The sequence below is a fragment of the Haloplanus vescus genome (genome assembly GCF_900107665.1).
GTDB lineage: Archaea > Halobacteriota > Halobacteria > Halobacteriales > Haloferacaceae > Haloplanus > Haloplanus vescus.
The window spans coordinates 1,412,869-1,435,269 of record NZ_FNQT01000001.1; the positions used below are offsets into that span (position 1 = coordinate 1,412,869).

General features: G+C 54.9%; 17 protein-coding genes and 3 pseudogenes. 7 read left to right on the forward strand and 13 right to left on the reverse strand.

Annotated elements, in window-relative coordinates; all coding sequences use genetic code 11:
- The first annotated feature begins 1 nt into the window (after position 1).
- Positions 2-928, forward strand: a complete 927-nt coding sequence (gene rfbB / locus BLU18_RS07570; RefSeq protein WP_092633503.1) for a dTDP-glucose 4,6-dehydratase — start codon at positions 2-4, stop codon at positions 926-928.
- 524 nt (positions 929-1,452) lie between these two features.
- A complete protein-coding gene (locus tag BLU18_RS07575) occupies positions 1,453-2,430 on the forward strand; it encodes a GDP-mannose 4,6-dehydratase (protein WP_092633505.1) in 978 nt (325 codons plus the stop codon).
- 112 nt (positions 2,431-2,542) lie between these two features.
- Here the strand turns inward: BLU18_RS07575 and BLU18_RS07580 are convergent, their stop codons facing one another.
- From BLU18_RS07580 to BLU18_RS15015, 6 genes and pseudogenes are all read right to left on the reverse strand, one after another.
- Positions 2,543-3,595 carry a sugar transferase gene (locus BLU18_RS07580; RefSeq protein ID WP_394327332.1) on the reverse strand — a complete coding sequence of 351 codons (1,053 nt, stop codon included), beginning with the start codon at positions 3,593-3,595 and terminating at the stop codon, positions 2,543-2,545.
- 411 nt (positions 3,596-4,006) lie between these two features.
- Positions 4,007-4,641 (reverse strand): annotated as a pseudogene (locus BLU18_RS07585) (IS6 family transposase).
- A 120-nt stretch (positions 4,642-4,761) separates the two neighbouring features.
- A complete protein-coding gene (locus BLU18_RS07590; RefSeq protein WP_092633509.1) occupies positions 4,762-5,193 on the reverse strand; it encodes a type II toxin-antitoxin system VapC family toxin in 432 nt (143 codons plus the stop codon).
- The gene (locus BLU18_RS07595) at positions 5,194-5,466 is read right to left on the reverse strand and encodes an AbrB/MazE/SpoVT family DNA-binding domain-containing protein (RefSeq protein WP_092633511.1); all 273 of its coding nucleotides are present in this window, start codon (positions 5,464-5,466) and stop codon (positions 5,194-5,196) included.
- Between the two features lie 120 nt (positions 5,467-5,586).
- A pseudogene (locus tag BLU18_RS15095) lies at positions 5,587-5,771 on the reverse strand (zinc ribbon domain-containing protein); the annotation flags it as partial.
- A 249-nt stretch (positions 5,772-6,020) separates the two neighbouring features.
- Positions 6,021-6,252 (reverse strand): annotated as a pseudogene (locus BLU18_RS15015) (IS200/IS605 family accessory protein TnpB-related protein); the annotation flags it as partial.
- Between the two features lie 130 nt (positions 6,253-6,382).
- Between BLU18_RS15015 and BLU18_RS07610 the strand changes: the two are divergent.
- Both BLU18_RS07610 and BLU18_RS07615 read left to right on the forward strand, forming a co-directional pair.
- A complete protein-coding gene (locus tag BLU18_RS07610) occupies positions 6,383-7,054 on the forward strand; it encodes a DUF7342 family protein (RefSeq protein ID WP_092633513.1) in 672 nt (223 codons plus the stop codon).
- A 2-nt stretch (positions 7,055-7,056) separates the two neighbouring features.
- Positions 7,057-7,530 (forward strand): toxin-antitoxin system TumE family protein, encoded by a 474-nt coding sequence (locus BLU18_RS07615; protein ID WP_092633515.1) that lies wholly within the window; start codon positions 7,057-7,059, stop codon positions 7,528-7,530.
- A 182-nt stretch (positions 7,531-7,712) separates the two neighbouring features.
- Here the strand turns inward: BLU18_RS07615 and BLU18_RS07620 are convergent, their stop codons facing one another.
- Positions 7,713-8,483 carry a hypothetical protein gene (locus BLU18_RS07620; protein ID WP_143025248.1) on the reverse strand — a complete coding sequence of 257 codons (771 nt, stop codon included), beginning with the start codon at positions 8,481-8,483 and terminating at the stop codon, positions 7,713-7,715.
- Positions 8,484-8,728: 245 nt separating this feature from the next.
- Between BLU18_RS07620 and BLU18_RS07625 the strand changes: the two genes are divergently transcribed.
- On the forward strand, positions 8,729-10,990 hold the full coding sequence (locus tag BLU18_RS07625) for a hypothetical protein (protein WP_092633661.1): 2,262 nt from the start codon (positions 8,729-8,731) through the stop codon (positions 10,988-10,990).
- A gap of 14 nt (positions 10,991-11,004) precedes the next feature.
- On the forward strand, positions 11,005-13,005 hold the full coding sequence (locus BLU18_RS07630) for a hypothetical protein (protein WP_245697900.1): 2,001 nt from the start codon (positions 11,005-11,007) through the stop codon (positions 13,003-13,005).
- A gap of 1,228 nt (positions 13,006-14,233) precedes the next feature.
- Here BLU18_RS07630 and BLU18_RS14840 read toward each other — a convergent pair.
- The 5 genes from BLU18_RS14840 to BLU18_RS07645 all read right to left on the reverse strand — a co-directional run bounded on the left by BLU18_RS14840 (position 14,234) and on the right by BLU18_RS07645 (position 20,134).
- Positions 14,234-14,380: a hypothetical protein gene (locus BLU18_RS14840; RefSeq protein WP_176791200.1), complete on the reverse strand. Its 147-nt coding sequence runs from the start codon at positions 14,378-14,380 to the stop codon at positions 14,234-14,236.
- A 564-nt stretch (positions 14,381-14,944) separates the two neighbouring features.
- Entirely contained in the window at positions 14,945-15,277 is a 333-nt protein-coding gene (locus BLU18_RS07635; RefSeq protein ID WP_245697902.1) for a VanZ family protein, read from the reverse strand.
- A gap of 276 nt (positions 15,278-15,553) precedes the next feature.
- A complete protein-coding gene (locus BLU18_RS14585) occupies positions 15,554-17,962 on the reverse strand; it encodes an STT3 domain-containing protein (RefSeq protein ID WP_143025249.1) in 2,409 nt (802 codons plus the stop codon).
- A gap of 116 nt (positions 17,963-18,078) precedes the next feature.
- Positions 18,079-19,281, reverse strand: a complete 1,203-nt coding sequence (glmU, locus tag BLU18_RS07640; RefSeq protein WP_092633521.1) for a bifunctional sugar-1-phosphate nucleotidylyltransferase/acetyltransferase — start codon at positions 19,279-19,281, stop codon at positions 18,079-18,081.
- Between the two features lie 40 nt (positions 19,282-19,321).
- Positions 19,322-20,134, reverse strand: coding sequence for an undecaprenyl-diphosphate phosphatase (locus tag BLU18_RS07645; protein ID WP_092633523.1), 813 nt, complete (start codon positions 20,132-20,134; stop codon positions 19,322-19,324).
- A gap of 97 nt (positions 20,135-20,231) precedes the next feature.
- Between BLU18_RS07645 and glmM the strand changes: the two genes are divergently transcribed.
- Positions 20,232-21,560: a phosphoglucosamine mutase gene (gene glmM / locus BLU18_RS07650; protein ID WP_092633525.1), complete on the forward strand. Its 1,329-nt coding sequence runs from the start codon at positions 20,232-20,234 to the stop codon at positions 21,558-21,560.
- Positions 21,561-21,925: 365 nt separating this feature from the next.
- Here glmM and BLU18_RS07655 read toward each other — a convergent pair.
- Positions 21,926-22,401, reverse strand: a 476-nt coding sequence (locus tag BLU18_RS07655; protein WP_143025250.1) for a PGF-CTERM sorting domain-containing protein, incomplete at its 5' end; no start/stop codon positions are given.

Genomic DNA, 22,401 nt, shown 5'->3' on the forward strand with positions numbered 1-22,401 from the left:
TATGCGTATTCTCGTCACGGGCGGCGCTGGCTTCATCGGCTCGAATTTCGTCCACTACGTTCTGGACGAACACGACGCAGACAAGGTCGTCACGCTCGACGCGCTGACGTATGCAGGCTCGAAGGAGAATCTCGACGGCATTCTTGACCATCCTCGTCACGAGTTCGTGGAGGGCGACATCCGGAATCAGGAACTCGTTCGCGATCTCGTTGACGATGTCGACGCAGTCGTCAACTTCGCAGCCGAGTCCCACGTTGACCGGTCTATCGAAGGAGCGAACCCGTTCGTCACGACGAACGTTGAAGGGACACAGATACTTCTGGACGCCGCAAAGGACGCGAATATCGACCGATTCCTACAGATCTCGACGGACGAAGTGTACGGACAGATTCTCGATGGGAAATTCTCCGAGGCGGATCAACTTAATCCACGAAATCCCTACGCAGCTACGAAGGCAGGCGCCGATCTCCTCGCACAGAGCTATGAAAGGACACACGACCTTCCGGTGCTCATCACGCGCACGTGCAACAACTTCGGCCCGCATCAGCACCCCGAGAAACTCATTCCAAAGTTTATCAAGAATGCCGCTGCTGGTGAGACACTCCCCGTTTACGGAGATGGATCGAACGTCCGAGAGTGGATTTACGTCGAAGATAACTGCCGTGCACTCGATCTGGTCCTTCGGGAAGGAGAGATCAGCGAGGTGTACAATATCGGGAGCAGTTACGAGAAGACCAACCTCGAAGTGACCGAAGCGATTCTCGATACAGTTGGCGCGGAGGTGGACCTGATTGAGTTCGTAGACGATCGTGCTGGCCACGACCAACGCTACGCACTCGAAACCGCGAAAATCGAAGCGCTTGGTTGGGAACCGGAGTATACATTTAAACAGGGACTCGAACAGACGGTTGAATACTATCTCGACTGAGCTTCGCTTTCTCTTACGACGCCCACATCAACGACTCGTACCAGTCCCGGTTCGCCTCGTACCAGCCTAAACTGCCAACACACCTTCGATCGACCGCGAGAGATCTAACCGATCGTCGACCCCTCAACAGATTTTCAGATATATTCGTCGTACACATCCTCACGTTTAAACTCGTCACGGGTGACACGCGGAACCCTCAAGCGATCCCGATCATTGAGGAACTCCAAGTCTGCAACGCCCCCCACGGCCCAGTGGTGAAGCTGATACTACCGCTGAGGCTAGCGTTTTTGCGCATGAAGTACTCAGAAAATACTACTCCCCACCTCTCAATTCTTATCTGAACACAAGGCAGCAGCCAGTCCCACGACTTTACTGATGTCGACGACGCCGATCCGAATAGCCCGAATCCAGCGTCGGACGCTCAGACCGCGAATCAACCAACTATGTCACCTCTAGATCGACTAGACCTACAACTCCTGACCTAATCGGTGTCCTTATCTGCACACATCCAACACCTACCCACCATGCAGACACTCATCACGGGGGGAAGTGGATTCATTGGGTCCCATCTCGCTACCCTCCTCTTCGAGGAGACCGACGACGACATCATTCTCTTCGACGACTTCTCCACGGGACGATCAAGCAACGTCTCCCATCTCACCGATCACAACCGAGTTGAACTCATCGAAGGTGACGTGATTGACAAGGAAACAATCACGCCGCTCGTCCAACAGTCAGACCGCGTCTTCCACCTTGCGGCGGCTGTCGGAGTCCAGCGTATCGTCGACAAACCGCTCCGCTCAATGCGAACGAACCTGATCGGGACAGAAAACGTCCTCGACGCCGCGGTCGACGACCAGACTCCCGTCTTCATCGCTTCCTCGTCGGAACTGTACGGGAAGGCTGAAGCCGTTCCGTTCGCCGAGTCGGACGACCGAGTGCTTGGACCCACCTCTTCACTCCGCTGGAGTTATGCCTCCGCGAAGGCCGTTGATGAGTCACTTGCCCTCGCCTATTACCGAGATCACGATCTTCCGGTTGCCGTCGGTCGCTACTTCAACATCGTCGGGCCGCGCCAGACGGGTCAGTACGGGATGGTCATTCCCCGGTTCGTCGAACAAGCACTCGAGAATAAACCGCTAACAGTGTATGGAGACGGAACGCAGACCCGGAGCTTCACACACGTCACTGAGGCGGTGAAAGCAACTTACGAACTCCTGACGACACCCGAAGCTCACGGCGAAGTGATCAACGTCGGCGCACCGGAAGCGACCTCAATCAAGGAACTTGCGGAGCGAATCATCAATCTCACCGAATCCAACTCCGAAATCACATATATTCCCTACGAAGAGGTGTACAGCGAGGACTTCGAAGACCCCCAGCAACGAGAGCCGGACGTCTCCAAGCTTGAATCGGTACTCGGATGGCACCCGACGACAGACCTTGATCGCATTCTCAATGATATCATCGAAGAACAGACGACAGTCACGGCCTCGACGTAATCTTCGTTCGGACTACTCATCAACTGTAGCCTTATCGAGATCTCACGTTACTGGACATCAGAACCAGCAAATTCGACTTCTACGGCCAGCTGTACTCTCTACTACGCGTACATCAATCTTCGTTGAAGAGCCCGCCTACGTCGAGGAATACCTTATAGACTTGCCGAATGACGATCTTCACGTCAAGCCATAGCGACTGATTCCGTATGTACTGAAGGTCGTATCGGAACTTCTCGGCTGGTTCGGTACTCATCATGTCGTTTATCTGTGCTAATCCTGTGAGTCCGGGTTTGACGAACCAACGCTGGCGCCATTTCGGCTCGACTGTTTCAAATTCATTCTCAATCTCCGTCTGCGCGGGCCGCGGACCGACGACGCTCATATCGCCGATGAGGATCGACCAGAGTTGTGGGATCTCGTCTAGATGTGTCGTTCGAAGAAACTCGCCGAGTGGAGTGTGACGATCTTCGTCGATAGTTGTCCCGACCTCACCACCTTTCTTCGGTTTCAGTGTCCGGAACTTGTAGACCGTGAACGTCTCGCCGAACAGGTACGTCCGCTGCTGACTGAACAGCACTGGCCCTTCATTCTCGATCTTGATCGCCGCAACGATACTCAGGATCACTGGCAAGAGGATGAGCAGAGCGATCCCAGCAAATAGGAGATCAAACACTCTCTTGAGGAAGTAGTCCTGCCAGTCCCAAGGTTCGACCTGTACATCTACCAATTCCTTAACGTCGGCATCAGCAGTGAGTACCGTATCAGCGTAGTCTCGATGGACTTTGGTGGTAACACCGTGTTCATAACAGGCGTCCAATATACCGAAGAACTCACCCCGATCTGTGTCCTCGAATGCGAGGACAACCGTATTGACGTCTTGGTTGACGAGCACGTCCTCAATTCGAGAAAGCCCACCGAGATACTGCAGATCGTTCAGCCCCTCTACACCGCCTCCGTCAGCGATGATTTTCTCCGGTTCTTCGACCGGAAGTGAGTTCGTTGGACAGAGATACCCAACCACGTTACCGTCGATAATATCACGGACTGACTGCATCTGGGCGAGATCGTCTCCGACCAGAACGGTACGCTCTGATAGATCACGTCTCGGTCGTCTAATGGTGATGAACCACCCCGGTAACAGGAGGAGTAGAGTAGTGGTGAACATTACCAGCGTCGCTCGAGGCAACCGATAAGACCACTCGAAAAATCCAAGCGTAGCGAGTGCGAGCCCAGTCACCAAGACCCGTTTTTGTGTGAGGAAAACGATGTCCAGAATCCGTCGTGGCCGAGGTTTATAAAGAGGGATATGCGCCCCAACAGTGACTCCAATACTGAGTAGAAGTGCACGTCGAAGGGTTCGGTCTTGCATCACCTCCACTTCAAGGTTATTGAACAGAGGTATGTACGTCGTGATGAGCTGCTGTGAAACGGCATGGTTCGCTACCAGTACGGCTAGCGCGCTAAATACGGTTACTCCAGTTATCGATAGCGTACGGTAGCGCCACCCCGAGGTCATTCATAGAATGGACATATGTGGCACCGTATAAGGACTTCGGGTCGGGAGTGATGGTAGTGTTCAGATAAGCTGATTCCATGCGAAGGCGAAAGATCGAAGCCAATTATCGGCGGTATCTGCTTCGGCGTTGCTGAAACAGTTGAGAAACTGGTAGTTCGTCGTTTTATCTCTCGAAAGACACGTTCGACACTGTTCCGATTTCCATGACGTTCATATCTGAAATCGAGGCTGTGACGGCGACAGGCGTCTTTCAATGAGTGCGAGCCGTCGATGAGAAACACGGCGTCATCGACGTCGTGTTTCTCGCGGAGTTCAGCAAAGAACGTATGAGCGATTACCTTGTTTGTCGTTGGTTTAAGCGTTGTATGTAGCAATTCGTTTGCTTCAGGATCGACAGCAGCATACAGCCAATATTGCTCATCATTGAGTCGGATCACTGTTTCGTCGACCGCGACGTGATCCGGACTTCGACCAGCTTCGGGCTGTAGCTCTGCCTTGTGAACCCAGTTGTGAACGGTGGATCGAGCTCGACTGACACCAAATATATCAAGAATAGAAATTGTATCCGAAAGTGATAGGCCAGCAAGATGGAGCTGAATACCGAGCTTCATCAGCAATTTCGGTGTCGCCTCTCGTTCCACAAAACCTAACTCAATCTCGTTCAAACGGCCGTCGAGGCGGTCGTTTTCGGGCATAGATCACTCAGAAAACGAACCGCCTCACTCTTCATCCTTATCTGAACACCGCCACGCTGAAAGCCCACGGCTTTAGCCGTGGGTTAGCTTACGACGTGGTTGGTTTTCGCTTCTTCTGTGTCAATTGTGTGGGTTATCGGGTGTGTTCAACCGGGTAATGGCCTTGATGCCGTCGAAGTCGTCGTCAAACGAGTACAGATACTCGATACCAGTTCGCTGCATGTACGCGGCAATGGTTGCGTCACCGAACGAGAGGCCCTTGTAAGTCTCAAAGAGTTCCACAGCGGTGGGGAAGTCCTTCTGCGCGCAGTGGACCAGTTCGAAGCCAGCCGATTCGGTAAGACGGGTCTTCAGATCTACAGCTATTTCGTGGCGCTGGCGCTCGTGAATCCAGTTCAACGACTCTAATAGTACGTAGTTCGTAACCCGGGCAGTCGGAAGATCGCCTCTGTCGATAGCGTGGACGATACTTTCTGCCCGTTCGTGGCGGGTATTTGCACTCGTATCCTTGTAGTCGATGAGGATATTAGAATCGACTACTGTAACCGCCATTCAGCCGTCCTCCGCAAACGCTGAGTCTTCTTCTTTCCCCGCGATATCGTGTGATTCGAGGCTATCACCGCCCATCGGGGCCTTCATGTCGTCGTCTGCAAATGCTCCATACCGTTGCTTGATAACCTCTACGGAGAGATCTCCCTCATCATCGACGTTCCAGCGGAGTTTGTCACCGGGCTCGATATCGAGGCGCCGACGGAGCGACGCTGGAATTGTGACCATCCCTCGGTCGCTGACTTTCGTTTCCTCGGGTGCATCTTCAGCCGCCATATTCGGTAGTACGGTCCTCTACGTCATACATGTTGCGCCACATGCACTGCGATTGATGAAATATTAGATCTGTAAATCGCCTCGGGGCCAAGCCCCAAGGCTTTCGCATGGACTCCCGTTCTATGCCTCAGTAGAGGCAGGGGGAACGTACCCCCCGCTCACGTTCAGCGTCCCGCGATTCAAGCGCACATCTACGGGTGCGCCTCCGTCGTTGCGTTTTGCCGACGACGGAGATACTGCAAACCGATGTTTTTCGCCGCGTTGTAGTCAGCGTGGTTCTGGTAGCCACAATCCAGACACTCAAAGCGCAGTGTTTGAACTGTTCGACAGTCTCTCGAAGTGAATCGTCGGCTCCTTCGGGAGTGTCGAGTTTGATGACTGCGGTACGACGGTATTCCACCGTATTTTCACATATATAATTGTAGTTACTTGAACGCCAGGGAGTCGGCCAGCCATCGTATCGTGGATTGCGTCATCGGTTGTCGGCTTCCTCCCCGACCTCAAGGGTCGGGGCATCCGCCTCGTACCGTCTGTGAACCGTTTCGACGTGTCCAGCAGCGACAAGAACGTTCAGATGGTTGTGATTGGTCTGGTTCGACAGGCCAGTCCAATCTACGAGAACCGCAGGCGTGACATACCTTCGATGTGTTGCAGGGATTTACCGTCTCAACGGGAATCCCCCTTTTTTGGGGCTTTGTAGCGAATCTGTGCATAGAGCTTCGCAAATCCCCAGCCGTGAAACCGCCGGTTCATGTACTCACCGTAGGCCATGTTCTCACGGACATAGTCATCGGTGAACTCAATCGTGCTGAAGTCGACGGCCACGAATTCGTCGCCGTATCGACGCCGTCACTAAGCTGTAGCGTATATTTCTATGCTGGAAAGATATATGTGTTTTCGGAGTGTAGGGCGATACATGACTGGCGAAGCACCGACCGGACCCGATACGTTCCCCACCGAGGAGGAGCTACCGGACGAACCAGTGACCGTGGATGACATCGATCCGTTCGATATTGATGATGACGACTTTGAGGACATCAACGACTTCGCAACCGCAGAGTGGAAAACAGACACGACTGCCGACGAGCGAATTCGCACGGTGATCAGCCGAACAACGACCCCGAAATCTGCACGTGAGATTTCGGATATAGCTGTGGTCTCAGAATCAAAAGCCAGAACTACGCTCAACAAACTTGCCGACGAAGGGACGGTTAGAAGCCACCAGACGGACGCTGGAACGGTCTATGAGCGAGATCCCGACTGGTATCTCCTCAAACAAATCAGCCAGCTCTCCGCTAGCGAAACACTCGTCGATCAAATCCAACGAGTAAAGCAGGAACTCGCGGACTACAAAGACAAATATGGGGCAACCACCCCAGAGGAGCTCCTCGTTTCAGATAAGGACCTCAGCCAGGATGAACTCGAGGACATGTCCCACTGGCGGACAGCAGAACAAGAATTCAACTACCTCCGAGCTGCCTACCGCCTCAAAGAGGCGAAAGAACGGACATACACCGGAACCGAACGGGGAGAGAGACACCGAGTTGAACAGACAACTGACTACGCTCTCAACCAGACCCCACGCTAAAAATGGGGCTCGGGAACGGGTCACCGATCGATTCGGACGCGATTGATGAAAGCGTAGAGCGCATGCGTCGGCAACTCGATACGGGAGTTTTCGAAGTCCAGTTTCAGTATCAAAAGGGGGAACCGTTCTCCCCGAGGAGAGACGGAACTCATAGAGCAGCCCGGGTTACTGTTATGCCCGGCATCCATCAACGAGGCGGATATTTCGATATTCAGTGGTGGCAGAATGGAGATTACAAATACCACTATCGAGAGAAAGGATTGGAATTCAGATTCAGACGCGAAGAAGTAAATCAATCCACAAAGAAACCCGTGCAGCATTTTCATCCGCCAGACGATCTCGACAAGCATCGGAAATCCTGTATCGAGGTTGAACAACCACCGTCCCTCGTCACAATTGCTGTGCTGAAGACGTGGTGGGAAGCGGTCAAGAATAGCGATGAGAACGTGGTGAACGCACAGAACGGCTTACCCTGAGCTACTCACCACTGTTGTGTTCGCTTTCCCACTCGGCTTCGGCGTCGGCGTCGTCGCCGGGCGCAGCCTCGAAGAACTGGACCGCCGAACCGAAGGATCCGAATGAAACGTATCCTCGAAGTAGGAAGCTCAACCTGCAAGGCGCAAATGTCGTCAGCCGTGAGCGGATAGGGTAGGGTAGTTTAGGTTGTCTCTGAGAGACCCACACGCTCGTGGCGTTCCTCCGATCGCCCAGCGACTGACCCCATAAATTGAAACCAAAGCCACCCAATCAGGAGCGTAGCCGCCGCCAACAAGCCAGATTCGCCAGCAGCAACGAGATGCGGACTGAGACGTATGCCAGCGACGAACAGGAGCCCACTGCCGATTCCGACGACCACACCACCTGTTCGGAAAATCGAGGTGACCAGCCGCTGATTAGGCGTGAGATTCGCTGCGTTGTCTGCAGCCAGCTTGGCTGCCAGCTGATAATTCCGTAACGATCCAGTTGACTCACCGTCATCAATCGTCTCCACTGGAACATCCCCATCGATGTCCGGACCCAAAGGCGAGCCAGCAGCATCAACCAGTCCTTCCCCATCGATATCCACGGTCATCCAAGCGTCAGCGATCGCAAACTGGTCCGACGCTCCGGAGCCATCACGGTCGAGATAGCCGTACTGCTCGAGTGTTTTCAGATTCTGGTGGAGCGTTTGTTGCGTGGGTGAGAACTGCTCCGTATCATCGAACTCGGTGGCAGTAACTCCCGCTCGACTCCTTTCGTCAATATCCGACCCCGAGTACGCACCCCGCTCATACATAATTGTGATAAGTTCACATGCCCGTTGCTTGAAGTCCGAGAATGGGGCCCCCGTGGGACCGAGCCGATCATCACGACCGATCGCATTTATTACTGGTTCGATCGCCGACGGACAGTCCTCCTCATGATAAACGATCTGCGCACTGGCACGCATTCTTATGAGACTGCTCCCAGAGCCAGCGGCATATTTGCATGGCTGCTATTCTCAGAATTGAAAATATCCGTGACCTCTCAGGCTCCAGTATATATAATTGTTACGCGGATTCAGGCCCTGAATCCACCAAAGGACCACTGCCAATCCCCCATCAGTAGGTCATGCACGATGCTCGAACACGCGACCGGTCGCGACACCTGTCCGTCGCGGCTACCCACGACCCAACGACGCCGGAGGCCACTCGAATGAGCCAGCAAACGCTCTCATTTGAGATGGTTGAGAATCAATTCCAGAAACGCGAACAGCGCCCCGAACTGTGGATTCCTGCTGACGAGGGCGGGCACACGCGAGGCAATATCATCCATGCCACCCCACCAGTCGATCCCGCGTACGCACACAAACTCGAAAACAAGACGGGGGATGGGGTCGCCGAAGCAATCACCCGACTCACAAAGCAGTTTGACGCTTCGGTCGAAGTGCTGACCTATCCTCGACCGGTGCCGCTCTCAAGCGGTGATATTGAGGCAGTGCTGTGTCACGCCCTCCATGTTACCCCACACTTCGTCGACGGCCGCGCGTTGCAATCGACGGTCGACGATTTCCCGGGGAAGGCGATTAAACCCAGCTTGAAGGCCATTCGCGAAACAGTCAACAAGAGCTTTCCCGAGCTCTACACCGTCGAAGTCGGTGATTTGAATCTGGATCCGATCGCGGTCGGGGGCGACGTATCGACATGCCGGCTGGTCAACGAGGAGTCCAAAGAAGTCCCCGACGTCGGCAAATGCGATGATGACATGATGGCCACTGTCTTCGATTCCCTCACCGAGGCATGTGAGCCATTCGTTCATCAGCTACTCGCTGAACCCGGCGATGGCAAACTCCATCTCACCTCGCGACTGGCGCCGCTGTCGCCCGACTACACATACGAGGGCGACCGCGGGCTCGCCCGCCTGATCACAGAAGAGGGGAACGCGGATCTGGGTCGACCGTTCGAAAAAGTCGGTCTCACCTCGAATTTCAACATCCCCGTCGACGAGTACCTCCACATCAAGTATGACCAACATATCAACGGCCGCACGACGTATTCAGTCTCAATCAATGACGCGATGCGAAAACGGTATGATACGAGACTCCAGCATCGGCGAAAGGTCGAAACACTCAAAGAAGCTGTCCTCGGGCACACCGAGTTTGGACGGCTACTCCGGGGAGCGGCCGGCTGGGAGCCAGCACTGACAGAGCATGGCTACTACGGCCGGTTCTGGATCCCACCGGCGGCAATCAGTTACTTCACCCAGCGATACGCCTACTACTACGACCAGAACCCGTGGGACAATTCACCGGTTCGCGGGGCGCCAGTGTTTATACCCGTCTCGTCCGATGAGTTCGACAGTCACACCGACTGGGACACGTCGGCTGCTGAAGTCGATCTTGAGACGAGACATCAAACCGACGGTAGTGACGACCACCTCCGGCTCGGCGAGCGATTCATGACGTTCGCCCGTGCTCGCGGTGATACGATCAGTCGCGTCGAACAAGACGGCACGACACTGCCGGATCAAGAGCTTAGCTCGGAGAACGGCTACATCAACGTCTTGGAAACACAGACCGACAGTGACATTGTCAACGTCGAACCCGAGTGGCAAAACAGCTCGAAGCCAGCGAACATCCTCACGAACGTCGAGCGAGCCGTGGCAGCGGATCGCCACGTGATCCTTGTCCTCTCGAGCCAGCAAACTGCTGACCGTGCCTACAAAGCCCTCCGGGCGACGTACAACGAGACCACCGACTACGGCGTTCGAACGTATCAGGGTGATCCGATCCCGCCAATCGACGGCGAAATGCTCGTCACACGTGACAACGAATCGGTGTGGACACTCACCGCCGACGGCATACTCACGCACGTCGTCGACGGCGACGTCGTCACGCGCTGTCCGGCCGATGCAGATCTCACCGAGGTCGACCATGGGTGTGCGACCGCTCATAACGAAGACGGGACCTACATCGTCACCACCCGTGACGATGAGACGCTCACCTACGAGAGTGAGACCGCGTTCAGACGCGAGTGGAGTCAGGTGACGACGCCACACGTCCCCATCGATGTGAGTTACCTCCCGTATGTGACGATTATGTATGAAACGGGCCGTCCGAGCGAAGAAACCGGTGACTTTGCCGAATTCGAAGCGACACCGGAGTGGGAGCGCGCTGATAAGAAAAAACAGCGCTACACCGAGTTCGGGTGGGTCGTCGCGGAGGACTTCCTCGCTGAAACCGCCGACGCACAGCTTGAGGTCAACAAGTGTCACTCGGTGATGATGGGAATCTATCAGTGGTGTACCAACAAGGATGCACCGGACACGAGTTGGTTCAGCAAAGGCCTCCCCGATATCGATCGGAAGGATACATCCGATGGCAAAAAAGCACTCGACGGCTACACTTGGGTGTTCCCGCGCGGGCTTGTCTCGCCGCATCTGCCCAGCGTCGACGCCGACGCTGATCTCTCACTCTAACTTCTGGTTTTTGTATGTCACATCAATCACTGTACCTCCGACTGCGCTGGCCCGGTATCGACACGCCGGCTGAGCGTGTGACGACGCCACTCGGCGATGCAATCGCCCGAACTGTGTATGCTGTCACACGCCAGCCAGATGACGTCGTCGAGGCACTACTCTACACTGGTGCTCAGACACAAGAACTCCTGCTTGCCGCAGGCGACCGGACCCTCGAGGCGACGGCGCCGCTCATTCGAACCGCCCAAGATGAGTTGCCACGGACGATGGGATTCGAGCTCGTCGAAGCGACCTCACTCGGGACGACTCCCGCACTATCAGCGTGCCTGCTCGGGCCGACGCCACCCTCGGAGCGAGTGCAAAAACGGGTCACAACCCCGTATCCGGACCTGTCACCGCCGTCGACGGCACTCCGACAGTATCTCGAGACGCTCATCGATCGCCGGCTCCCACATGTCGTCCGGGTCGTCGTTCGAAACGCTGGCAGTGACCGCGAGGTCTCACTCCGCGTGGCACTGTATCATCGTGACCACCAGTGGATCAGTGACAGCGACCACGCGGCCGCACTCAATGCCGGCACGCTCGATCCGGCAACATACTTCACTGACGAGGCGATCACCTCCTCGTGGCAACTGCCACTTGAGGGCACATGGAGTGTCGCCGCTGACGCACCGCTGCTCGAAGCGCCCCATGAATCTGCCCGGTTGTATCTCGACGCAAAACAGATTCGCGCCCTCGAGTATGATGCCGCCCATCAACCGACTAGACGGAAACGACTTGCCCGCAGTCCCGCTGTCTTCGATGCGGTCCGTGAGCGCCACTTCAGTTCGGAGCAACGGCGTGCATACGCGTCGTTCGATGTCGATCCGTGGTTGACTGTTGATGCCGAAACGCTGCCAGCGTTTCTCGATCACGTCCCCGCCTACTACGAGCAGGATCTGTGGCCGGCTGTGCCCGGTTGGGACCGGTTCGATCTCAGCGTCAAATCGGTGCTTCGTGAGCCATCGGGGACGACACCGGGAGCGACTCCCGAGGCCCCGTCACCATCGGATCCAGGTGCACGGCTCGATCTCGACAGTCCAGCCGACCGGCAACAGCAGATCGTCGAGTGGTTTGCGACGCGTGGCCGCCTCCACCAGGCAAGAAACTTTGCACACGCCCACTTCGAGGCCATCCGAAAGGGCTGCGCGCATCCGGTCCGCATCGTGGCCGATGAAACCCTTGCTGGCGGTGACCTCATCGGCGCCGTAAGCGACGCCAGGCGTGCAGACACGACCGCGTATATCGTTGCTGATACGACGGCAACAGCCAATCAAATCACCGAGATTCTCTCTCACCCGTTTTGTGAGACGACCCCCGACCGTACACGACTGTATTCGACCACGCGATGCCTCAAAGCGACGGAGCAATTAGTAGTGTATCCACGAGACGTTGATCCCCCAGAATGGTGGGTAACACCGGCGGGCACCGTTGAGTTGTGGGCCGGTGATGACTGTCTTGGCCGCTGGGACCCGCCACTGGAGGTGCCGACACTCAGTGAGTCGCTTCCGTCCTGTCGCCCCGATGGAGGTGGGTATGTCGTCACCGATCCTGTCGGCAACCGCCAGATGCGGGCGGCAACGGCCGAAGATGTCGTGGCGTCGTGGCTCCCACTACCGGCGCCGAGTGTCCCGACGTTTCTCGCATCTGGGCTTCACTACGCGACCGTGTTGACACCGACCATCCATGGGTTCCGTGAGCACCAGCACCGTCCAGAGTGGGTCACCGCCGATAGCCCCACATATCGGACATCCTCGTTTACTAATGAAGTTCTCGAGCGGTTTTGTGATCGATATACGGTGCCGACAGACACTGACCCGCTCGATAGCGACCAACTGGTCCCGCGGCTCTGTACCTGGCTGCGGACGATCGATCCCTACGGCTTCGAGTTTGAGCTCGACCCAGGGTCTGTCGACGTCTACCTCGATGTCTACCCAGATGAACCCCGTCAGCTGCGGTATCCGCCATCCGAGTGATTACTGCAGTTATCGTGGCTGTCCTACGTGAGCTACTCGGGCCGTGCTATCGGCCGGGATATTGGTTCGTGTGTCACAAGATTGTATTGCTTGTCGCGAGGGCTGCCCATCGCTTGACGCCGCAGCACGAGTTAGTCCGTCATAGTGCCTGCTTGGGCCCCGGTCAAACCGGCAGCAGCATGCACTGCAGTACCGCGTTCCCCCAACAGTGAGGCCGCAGTAGATCCCGCCCAAATCGCAAGCAAGCGGCATGACAGCAGCAGCACTTCCCGACTAATATAGTGATTGTTGTCGCCAGCATCGCAGTAGTAAACTCTTCGTGCCATAGCCATCCAAGGGGGGACCCCAGACCCAACTTCCAAAAAGGTAACTGAGTGGGAGACCCCTAGTCTGGGCTAACATCTGATGGGAGCTAAGCGAGTAACTGCCGTTCGCATTTGATGCCCTCAATATCTGGCCAAAGTAACGTGTTGCCTTCGTGCGGAGCAGTGCCTCACATAGTCTCTTCATGCCACTGGTCTGTGCTGTTGCAAAGTCGCTACGCGACGTTACTGTCCGCCAGATGTGGTCTGGCGACCGCGTCGTTGTCCGCGTAAACGCCGCACCCATACGTCTGGCAATCGAATCGTGTCTGAGAAGAACGGGGCTCCTGCAGTTGAGTGCGCACTTTGAGCAGCGTTGAGGTGTATCCAACAGAAGTACCTGCCCTGCATGGTGTCGATACCTGCCGTTTCGGCCTTGTACACCATGTCGCGTCCACTCAGCGGAACGCACAGACATGGAACAGCTTGCCGTTGGGCATCCAGCTAGTCGCCCACACCTTCACGGGCACCCCACGTCGGTGATTGGGGTAGGTCCCGCTCTAAAATCACTCAGTCAGGGCGACGTGGATTTCTTTGATACTGAGGTCGAGACTGAGGACCGTGCTGTACTTGGCGTCGCTTTCGTCCGGTATCCCGGACACCATCTCGGCCTTTGTGCCGATATGGCGAAAACTGCTGTTCGTCGTTTCGGAGTGCTGGTGTGTCAGGCCGGTCATCTCGTAACCGTCATCGTGGAAGTACTTGGCCTGCGGGTTGTCGCCTGGCGGTCGGAGGATGGATACGACTTCGAGACAGCTGTTTCCAGTGGAAAGAAGGACGCAATTGTCGTGGACCCTCGTACTCCGTTAGTCATCCCGGATAGGAGGTGTCGTGCAGTGCGACGGTGAGGCCTGTTTGCTATGCTTCTACCGGGCGACGGTGCTGTTGATGGCTTCGGTAGCTCTGTTGCATGCAGAGTGGCCGAGGTTCGTCTGAAGGACCTGTTCGCCCACGTCGGCGTCGGCCCAGCCATGCCGTTTCGTGTTTGGGGGTGGCTTGTCATCGCCTGCCATATGTCTTGGAGGACATCGTTGCACGCCCACAGGCACGCCTTGATGATGTTATGGAGAAAAGTTGTATCGCTGTCGGATCACTGGACAAAGTGGGGTACTCGCGATCACCACCGCCACGATAGTTTTTGTGCTCCCTACCGTGGCCAGTTTTCGTGGTGTACAATATTCGTTTCAAACATCAGTGTTAGCACCGCATTCCATCAACTCCTGTTCGTTGACAAAATCACTCAGCGGTTGATTTTCCTTCCCAGTTCCTTGGCTGGTCTCCATACTGGTTGGACCCTTCCTGTCTTTCTCACGGCTACTGCCTTTTGCACAAATCTGACGATAACTACTATCTTAGTCGGTGATTGGTGCTGCTGTTGCCTCGCCGTCCCGCGGTTTTACACTTCACTCCCGCTGTTCACACAGGATGGCTCTCCCTACTGCTTCTGGTGGTGCAGTTAGCGGCTAAACCCCAAGAGGTGTGAGCAAAATTGGTACTCTATTGCGAGACTAGGTGAGAGAAGCTCACTGAAGCGTTCGTCATTGGATCAGTGTTTCAACGTCCGCCAACCAGCGTACTCAATAGAATCGTATCCATTGGGTCAAGATCTGCCAGCAGACGGCAGCAATCGCTGCTCCGACTGCGTTCACGAGTAAATCGATGACATCGACGGTCCGTGTTTCCAGCGTTGATTGGAGTAACTCGATCCCCGCCCCGTAGCCAACAGCAACAAGAAAGACCAGCATCAGGACAGAGCGATCCCGCCACAGGCGGTCTTGGACGGCATACGCAAGCGTGACTGCGAGTCCGGCGTACGCGAGGCCGTGGAGCCATATCCCGTAGCTGAGGATGCCAAACGGCCCAGCCTGGATCGCTCCACTACCGGGCGGCGTAAATACGGAATAGTACAAAATCGTCGCGGCGACCGCAAGGACGATTCCCTATCGGAAGGGTTGCTCGATAAGTGGAATCCGAATTTGAGTCATTGTCTTCTATAGAGCCCACACACAGGCTAAAGGCTGGGTATCTGATAGACAATACGTTGAAACCGAGTTTTGGATCAAAATGATCCCCAAATAATGAACATATTGACATATTCACCTTCGTGTCTGCTATGAGTATATCAGTGAGAGAATGTATCTGAATATCCAAACTACATGGCAACCACGATAAGGGTCATTCAATCCCTATCCTAAAGTGGAAACAGAGATCGTCTGATTTTGCTGAACCGCAGTTTCCGACACCCGCACACGAGTCCCGTTAACGACATACTCGCCAGGATAAGGTACTGTGACAGAATACGCTCCAGTAGCATCGGTCTCGATCGTCCGCGAGTAGGTAAACTCAACCCCACTAACGGATTGTCTCGTTGTGACCGTCACCTCGGTGTTTGACGAAGCAGTACCTGCAAGCTGCGCTCCCGGAACAAGCGTAAACACCTTTAGGGAGCGATCCTCGCTGACGTAGACAGCCCGATAGTGGGCCAAGCCGGTAGTCGTATCACTTCCACTCCCATAGTCGGTATGCAGCCGATTGTACAAGGATTCTGCTGCCGGAGTCGAACTCACTTGGGGGAGGTCTTCAGTAACTATAAACCCAGTCCGATCACGCAGGCGCTGGTACCACTCGGCTCCAGCAGAGGAAGCGAGAAAGTCCGCGTAGTTGCCCTTCGCATAGCCATAAGAGGGTGATTCCCCGTTGACAAAGTAGTTATACATTCGGTTCCAACTCCATCGACTGAAGACGTAGTTCTCTGGATATTCCCAGTTCTGGTCAGCTGCGTGCTCAGCCATCCATAACGAGGCCTGATACCGATCATCAGGAATTGTCAGTTGGTTTGTCTTCACGGGAATCATCATGAAACTCAGACTGCTGACCAGCAGAAAAGCGGCGCCAAGGGCGAACACGCCCCGTCGGTCCGGTATCTCAAAAGAAGGTGCTGCAGGATCAGCGGTATAATCCGACGACTGGGCAGAGTCTGCCCCAGAAAGAGACACTGGCGGACGGGCAAGATCAATCCACGAGAGGAAGTGGATGAAACCAACTCCAGCGATAGGTGCGATCGCAATTGACAGTTCGCCAGCAAACCGAATTTGGATCGTCACTAATCCAAGGAAAAACCAACTGTACACAGTCGGAACGATCAGTACTGGATCAGCACCCCGGTCACGATACAGCTGGATCATGAGCCAGCCTAGATACGGTAATGCCAGAAAGAGAATGAATCCAAAAAGCAGAGCAGGTCCGAAAATCGACCCCAGATCACCACTGAGAATAGAAGTTTCCTCTGCAATTGAGCTCGGCCGTAAGAGAAAGTCAATTCCACGGCTAAGGCTAGACGTGACAGCAACGTCTACATACCAGAGGATTCCGACCCCACCAATACTAAAGGCGAGTTCAGCAGCGGCCAGATACAGCGGGCTTGTCCCGAGTCGCCGTGCCAGCTCGGCCAGCCCAAGAGCTCCGAGACACCCGATGAACAGTAGAAGTGGTGTCGCGGCCACAGCTGAGGTATGCCACCCGAGTATCTGATGGACCACATATGTCAGAGCGGCCCCGAATGCAAGGCCAGCCAGTACAGGCAGTGTCAACCGTACGGAAGATCGGTCAGCACGGCAATCAAGAAGTGAAAGGAGAACCACGTAGCCACCGATTGGAAGCAGCAACAACGGGCCGGCCTGCCATGCGAGTACTTGGCCAGCAACAGTGACCCCAAGTCCACCGGCAAAGGCCCAAGAACGCCAGTCGTGACGGTCGCGTCGTTGGGTGAGGACAACTAAAATCAGCATCGTCAGGGCTAACCAGAGGTAATCGAACGCATGGTGGTCGGCAAAGCCCACACTACTCCGGTAGGCATGGGCGGGAATCAGTGCCAACATAACTACTGCTGCAATCCCGACTCGACGATCGGCGAAGAGTCGTGTTCCAAGCAGATAACTCACACTGCCGACAACAAGAGTGGAGCCAACAGGATACCATGCAAGAACATTCCCAGCCGCACCTGCATCTCCACCGAACAGACGGGCAATGAACCAGAGAGTAGCCACCATAAGCGGTTCGCCGTTAGCGACAGCATCCGGTAGTGTTGAGAGCGTCTGCAGGCTCCCATTAGGTTGGGCTAGTAACTGTTCAACCCAGTAGCGATAATAGTACGGGTCGTTGGCAAGAAGAACAACATTATCACCTCGAAAGACCGTTGGATAGGCCAACATTCGGAGCCCAATTAATAAGAGGAAACTAGCACCGATAGCGCCAAACACGCGAGATGGTTGCTCTGGAAGGAGCCGCTTCAGTGTCGGCAGTCCTACACTGATATCAGTATCTAGCCTTGATTTGGTGGTGGCATTACTCCCAGCCCCATCAGTATCACCCTCAAGAGCGACGATAACAGCTTGTCGATCCACAAGCCGATACCCACCATCAACCTGTTCGGCAAGTCCTCGCGAGACAAATTCACCAAAGATCCCCGAATCTAGGGGCACATCCTCAAAAGACCATACATCGTTCTGATCAAGAGCAACAATCTCAGAGAGCGCATCCTCAGTATCTGGATATTCCGATAGAAAATCCTCCGCCGCTTCGCGCACCTCAGACATACAGGTAATCAAAGCTAATTAGACAATAAAACCCGCGTATTCGCCCGGATGCGTCATCGCTTCAAGTCGTGGCAATTAGTGGATGGCCAGCACACACGGCGGTCATGTCCACTCACTCACTCCAGACCACGATCATGCAGTACAGTTGCACCCGGAGCGATACAGACGTTACATCCAATTTTCACACCTGCATTCAGGCTCGTATTAATCCCAGTTTGTACACCATCACCCAGCACGACCCCTAGTTTTCGTCGCCCTGTATCGACACGCTCGTCTTTGATCGTCATCTGGACTGATTCGCCGTCATGGCGTAGATTGGCTACGTTTGTACCAGCGCCCAGATTCACGTCTCGACCCAGAACGGAATCACCGACATACGAGAGATGTGGAACTGTCGCACCCGGTAGCAAAATAGAATTTTTCACCTCAACACTATGTCCGACGTGGGAATCAGCTCCAATAGCCGTTGCACCACGGATATACGCATTCGGCCCAATCTCTGCCCCAGATTTCACCACTGCTGGACCGTCAATGACAACACCGTCGTGTATAACTGCCCCCTCCTCGATGATAACAGCCCCCGATAACTGGGCGTTTGAGGCGGTATCTCCCTGAATATCTCGATCGCTATCGGCAAGGACATGCTCATTCGCTGCCAGCAGTTCCCAAGGACGTCCCACATCAAGCCATTGGCCATCGTACTCAACAACTGAAACGTCATGGCCGTCCGCGAGAAGTCGCTCAAGCGTTTCGGTTATCTCGAATTCACCACGCTCGCTCTTTTCTGTTCGGTGAATATACTCGAAAATGTCTGGCTCGAACGCATAACACCCGACATTCGCGAGTTCCGTCGGGGGGTCAGCAGGTTTTTCCACGATATCCTCAAGTGAGCCATCTGGAGCAAGTGATACAACGCCGTACGCAGTAGGATCGGACACGGATGTTGTTGCAACTGCGTGGCCACCAGTCTCAGCAAGCGCGGTTGGAAGCGTTGAGTCGACGAGAACGTCGCCATTGAGGACGACAAATCGATCGTCAATAACTGATTCTGTTTGTCCAATTGCGTGTGCCGTACCCGCGGTCTCATCCTGTTCGACATAGGTGAGCGGCGTCTCACGGTATGTGTCACCCAGTTTTGCCCGCACATCGTCTCCACGATAGCCAATCACCACGACGAACTCATCAACAATGTCAACACACGCATCGAAAACATATTCAATAAGTGGCTGACCACCGACAGGAAGCAACGGCTTCGGCTGCGAATCAGTCAGCGGTTGCATTCGGGTTCCCTGACCAGCTGCGAGTACCACACCGTACATATGCACTCAGGTCAGCAGCCACCCCTAAAGAGGTGACCTATCACAGCAAGAGGCCACCACCAAGTATTGCAAGACTCCCCAGACCAAGACAAACAACCCAGAACGCGACCCGATTGACGATCCGCATGAGTGCATCAATCGTGAGGTAGCCGACAATCGCCGCAGTGAGAAGAGCAATCAGACCGCTAGAGAGTGAAAGTCCGGGTAATCCGGTATCGAGGAAAGCCAAAAGTCCACCACCGATTGCGGCGGGAATCGACAGCAAAAACGAGAGCCGAAACGATGTCGGAGCCGCATAGCCACGCAATAGCAAGACACCGGTCGTCGAGCCAGAACGAGAGATACCGGGAAGAATTGCAAGGCCTTGGGCAATCCCGACAAGGACCGCCTCCCAGAGTGTGGGCGTTGCCGGTGATGCACGCTCAACAGATGTTGAGAGCCGCTGGAAAATGCCAGTGAGGATGAGTAGCCCTCCGATGCCGATAACGATCGTACCGCCAGTTAATGCAGAGACAATCTCCGCAAGCAACAGATACGCACTCACTCCAACACCCCCAGAGACAAGTGTTGCAATACCCAGAAACGTTGTTTGCATATATTCGTCCTGTAGTGCTACGCCCGGGCGCCAGGTACGAAGTGTTCCCAATTCAGTTGCGATCTCATGCCGATAATACGCTGTCGCAGAGAAGGCAGTTCCAAGATGGAGAAAAAGGGCAAATGCGACTGCTTGCTGCGGGCTTTCACCGAGCCAAGCCAAGATAAGTGTGAGATTTCCCTCACTAGAGATCGGGAGCCATTCAAAAACGCCCTGCAGGGCACCAACAATAATTGCGATGAGTACCGAACGGTCCATAAGTATGTCAGTCGACTACACCCGCAAGTCGATTCCGGTCGTTCACTGACAACGAATCTTGCCAAGAACAATATAGCGGGTCATCAGATATTTTGCTATGTTTGGAACAAGTGGTATTCGCGGCCCTATCGGCGAAACAGTGACTGCGGACACAGCACTATCCGTCGGCCGAGCGCTGGCCTCTGAGGGGTATCATGACATCGTTGTCGGCCGTGATCCACGAGAGAGTGGACGGATGCTCGAGAAGGCCCTAACTAGTGGTCTTGTGGAATGTGGTGCCAACGTGATTCGGCTCGGCCAAGCAGCGACACCGACGGTTGCTCGGAGTGTGAGTTGGCACGATGCAGATGCCGGTGTTGCAATTACCGCCTCGCACAATCCACCGTGCGATAATGGACTCAAGCTGTGGACTCCATCTGGCCAAGCTTTTGATGCGGAGCAGCGCGAGTGTATCGCTTCTTGCATTGAGGCTGGCGATTTCGCTCTTTCACCATGGGATGAGCTAGGAGAGACAACACGCTATGACCATGCTGACGACGATCACAGACAGGCACTGTGTACCACAATCGAATCACCACTAGATCTGTCTGTCATCGTTGATCTCGGAACGGGAGCCGGACGTGTGACTGTTGAAGTCTTAACTGAACTGGGATGTGCCGTTGAAACGCTAAACGCTCAACCAGATGGTCGCTTCCCGGGACGGCCAAGCGAGCCAACAGCTGCTAACTGTGCTACACTTCGCCAAACAGTAGCGCATACTGATGCTGATCTCGGGATTGCCCATGACGGTGATGCCGATCGAATGCTCGCCGTTGATGAGACTGGGACCTTTATCCCGGGGGATGTGCTGCTTGCGTTGTTTGCTCAACAGGCAGCTACTCCTGGCGACCGTGTTGCTGCCCCTGTCGATACGAGCTTGCTTGTTGACGACGCGCTCAGTGCGCAGGATGTGACAGTTATGCGGACGAAAGTTGGCGACGTATTCGTCGCTCAGCAAGTGACTATGGATGATGTCGCCTTCGGAGGCGAACCCAGCGGAGCGTGGATTTGGCCCGAGGAAACGCTCTGTCCGGATGGTCCTCTAGCGGCATGCAAACTTGCCGAACTTGTGGCAACAGAAGAATCGCTCTCAACACTTATTGAGGATATTGAAACATATCCGATCCGCCGGCAAAACGTCGAGACCACCCAGAAGGCACAAGTCATGGCTGCCGTTGAGAATCTCGCAACAGAGCGATATAACGGAGATTCGATTGAAATGCTGGATGGCGTGCGAATCGAAACGGAAAACGGGTGGATGTTAATTCGAGCCAGCGGCACGCAACCGCTCATCCGGCTCACGACCGAAGCACGAACGGAAACTCGTGCCGACGCATTACTCTCAGAGGCTAATGAATTAGTCGCAACTGCTCAAACATCAAAATAAGTACTTCTTTTCATTATTGTTCATCGGCCTTCGGGATCGCAGATTTCGCCGTGAAGGGAATAATCTATACTCTCTAAACAGTGGTATACTCCGACTTTGTGGTGTTTTCCAGAAGCGATACAAAATATGCTATTTGACTAGACCACCGCTATTGTCTCTGTCCAGATCTGTATTTATCTCCTATAGTATATGAGTGACACTTAAAATAGGAACTCTAACCAATTACCATAACGCTTCAAAACCCATAGCTGTGAACGCAGAAACATCTTGAGTTCCTCAAGGATACTGTTGCTACACGCAGTAGCGCAAATAAAAGAAATCGCACCGGATGACCGCTATCGGCGGTCAGTCGGGATTAATCGTCGTTAGTCGTCGCGTCGCACGGCCAGCAGCGCAGCCGCGATGAGCGCGATGACAGCGACGAGGGCACCGAAGCCGGGACCGCCGCCCTCAGTGGGCGTCGGCGTGGCCGTTGCCGTCGGTTCCTCCGTCGGCTCAGGCGTCGGCTCAGGCGTCGGTTCGGCGGTTGCCGTCGGCGTCGCCGTCGGTTCCTCCGTCGGCGTCGGCTCCGGCGTTGCCGTCTCGACGCTCTGCACGATCTCTACCTCAACCGTGTCAGAGTTGTACGAGTCGTCGGCTTCGAGCGTGTACGTGCCCGTCTGCACGTCCTCGAGCTCGATCGAGACTTCGTACTGACCATCGTAGCCCCAGTCCTCAGTCGTCGTCAGGGCGACCGAGTCGCCGTCCTGAGTCAGGAGCTCGACGGTGATCGAGTTGTCGTCCGGGCGCAGGTTCGTCACGCCTTCGACGACCATCTCGTCGTCAACGCCGACCGGGTTGA

Coding starts and splice junctions, on each gene's coding strand:
- BLU18_RS14585 (WP_143025249.1), bottom strand. CDS start 17,962: ATGTCTGAGGTGCGCGAAGCGGCGGAGGATTTTCTATCGGAATATCCA.
- rfbB (WP_092633503.1), top strand. CDS start 2: ATGCGTATTCTCGTCACGGGCGGCGCTGGCTTCATCGGCTCGAATTTC.
- BLU18_RS14840 (WP_176791200.1), bottom strand. CDS start 14,380: ATGGCAGGCGATGACAAGCCACCCCCAAACACGAAACGGCATGGCTGG.
- BLU18_RS07630 (WP_245697900.1), top strand. CDS start 11,005: ATGTCACATCAATCACTGTACCTCCGACTGCGCTGGCCCGGTATCGAC.
- BLU18_RS07620 (WP_143025248.1), bottom strand. CDS start 8,483: ATGCGTGCCAGTGCGCAGATCGTTTATCATGAGGAGGACTGTCCGTCG.
- BLU18_RS07645 (WP_092633523.1), bottom strand. CDS start 20,134: ATGGACCGTTCGGTACTCATCGCAATTATTGTTGGTGCCCTGCAGGGC.
- BLU18_RS07590 (WP_092633509.1), bottom strand. CDS start 5,193: ATGGCGGTTACAGTAGTCGATTCTAATATCCTCATCGACTACAAGGAT.
- glmU (WP_092633521.1), bottom strand. CDS start 19,281: ATGTACGGTGTGGTACTCGCAGCTGGTCAGGGAACCCGAATGCAACCG.
- BLU18_RS07610 (WP_092633513.1), top strand. CDS start 6,383: ATGACTGGCGAAGCACCGACCGGACCCGATACGTTCCCCACCGAGGAG.
- BLU18_RS07575 (WP_092633505.1), top strand. CDS start 1,453: ATGCAGACACTCATCACGGGGGGAAGTGGATTCATTGGGTCCCATCTC.
- BLU18_RS07595 (WP_092633511.1), bottom strand. CDS start 5,466: ATGGCGGCTGAAGATGCACCCGAGGAAACGAAAGTCAGCGACCGAGGG.
- BLU18_RS07615 (WP_092633515.1), top strand. CDS start 7,057: ATGGGGCTCGGGAACGGGTCACCGATCGATTCGGACGCGATTGATGAA.
- BLU18_RS07625 (WP_092633661.1), top strand. CDS start 8,729: ATGAGCCAGCAAACGCTCTCATTTGAGATGGTTGAGAATCAATTCCAG.
- glmM (WP_092633525.1), top strand. CDS start 20,232: ATGTTTGGAACAAGTGGTATTCGCGGCCCTATCGGCGAAACAGTGACT.
- BLU18_RS07580 (WP_394327332.1), bottom strand. CDS start 3,595: ATGTTCACCACTACTCTACTCCTCCTGTTACCGGGGTGGTTCATCACC.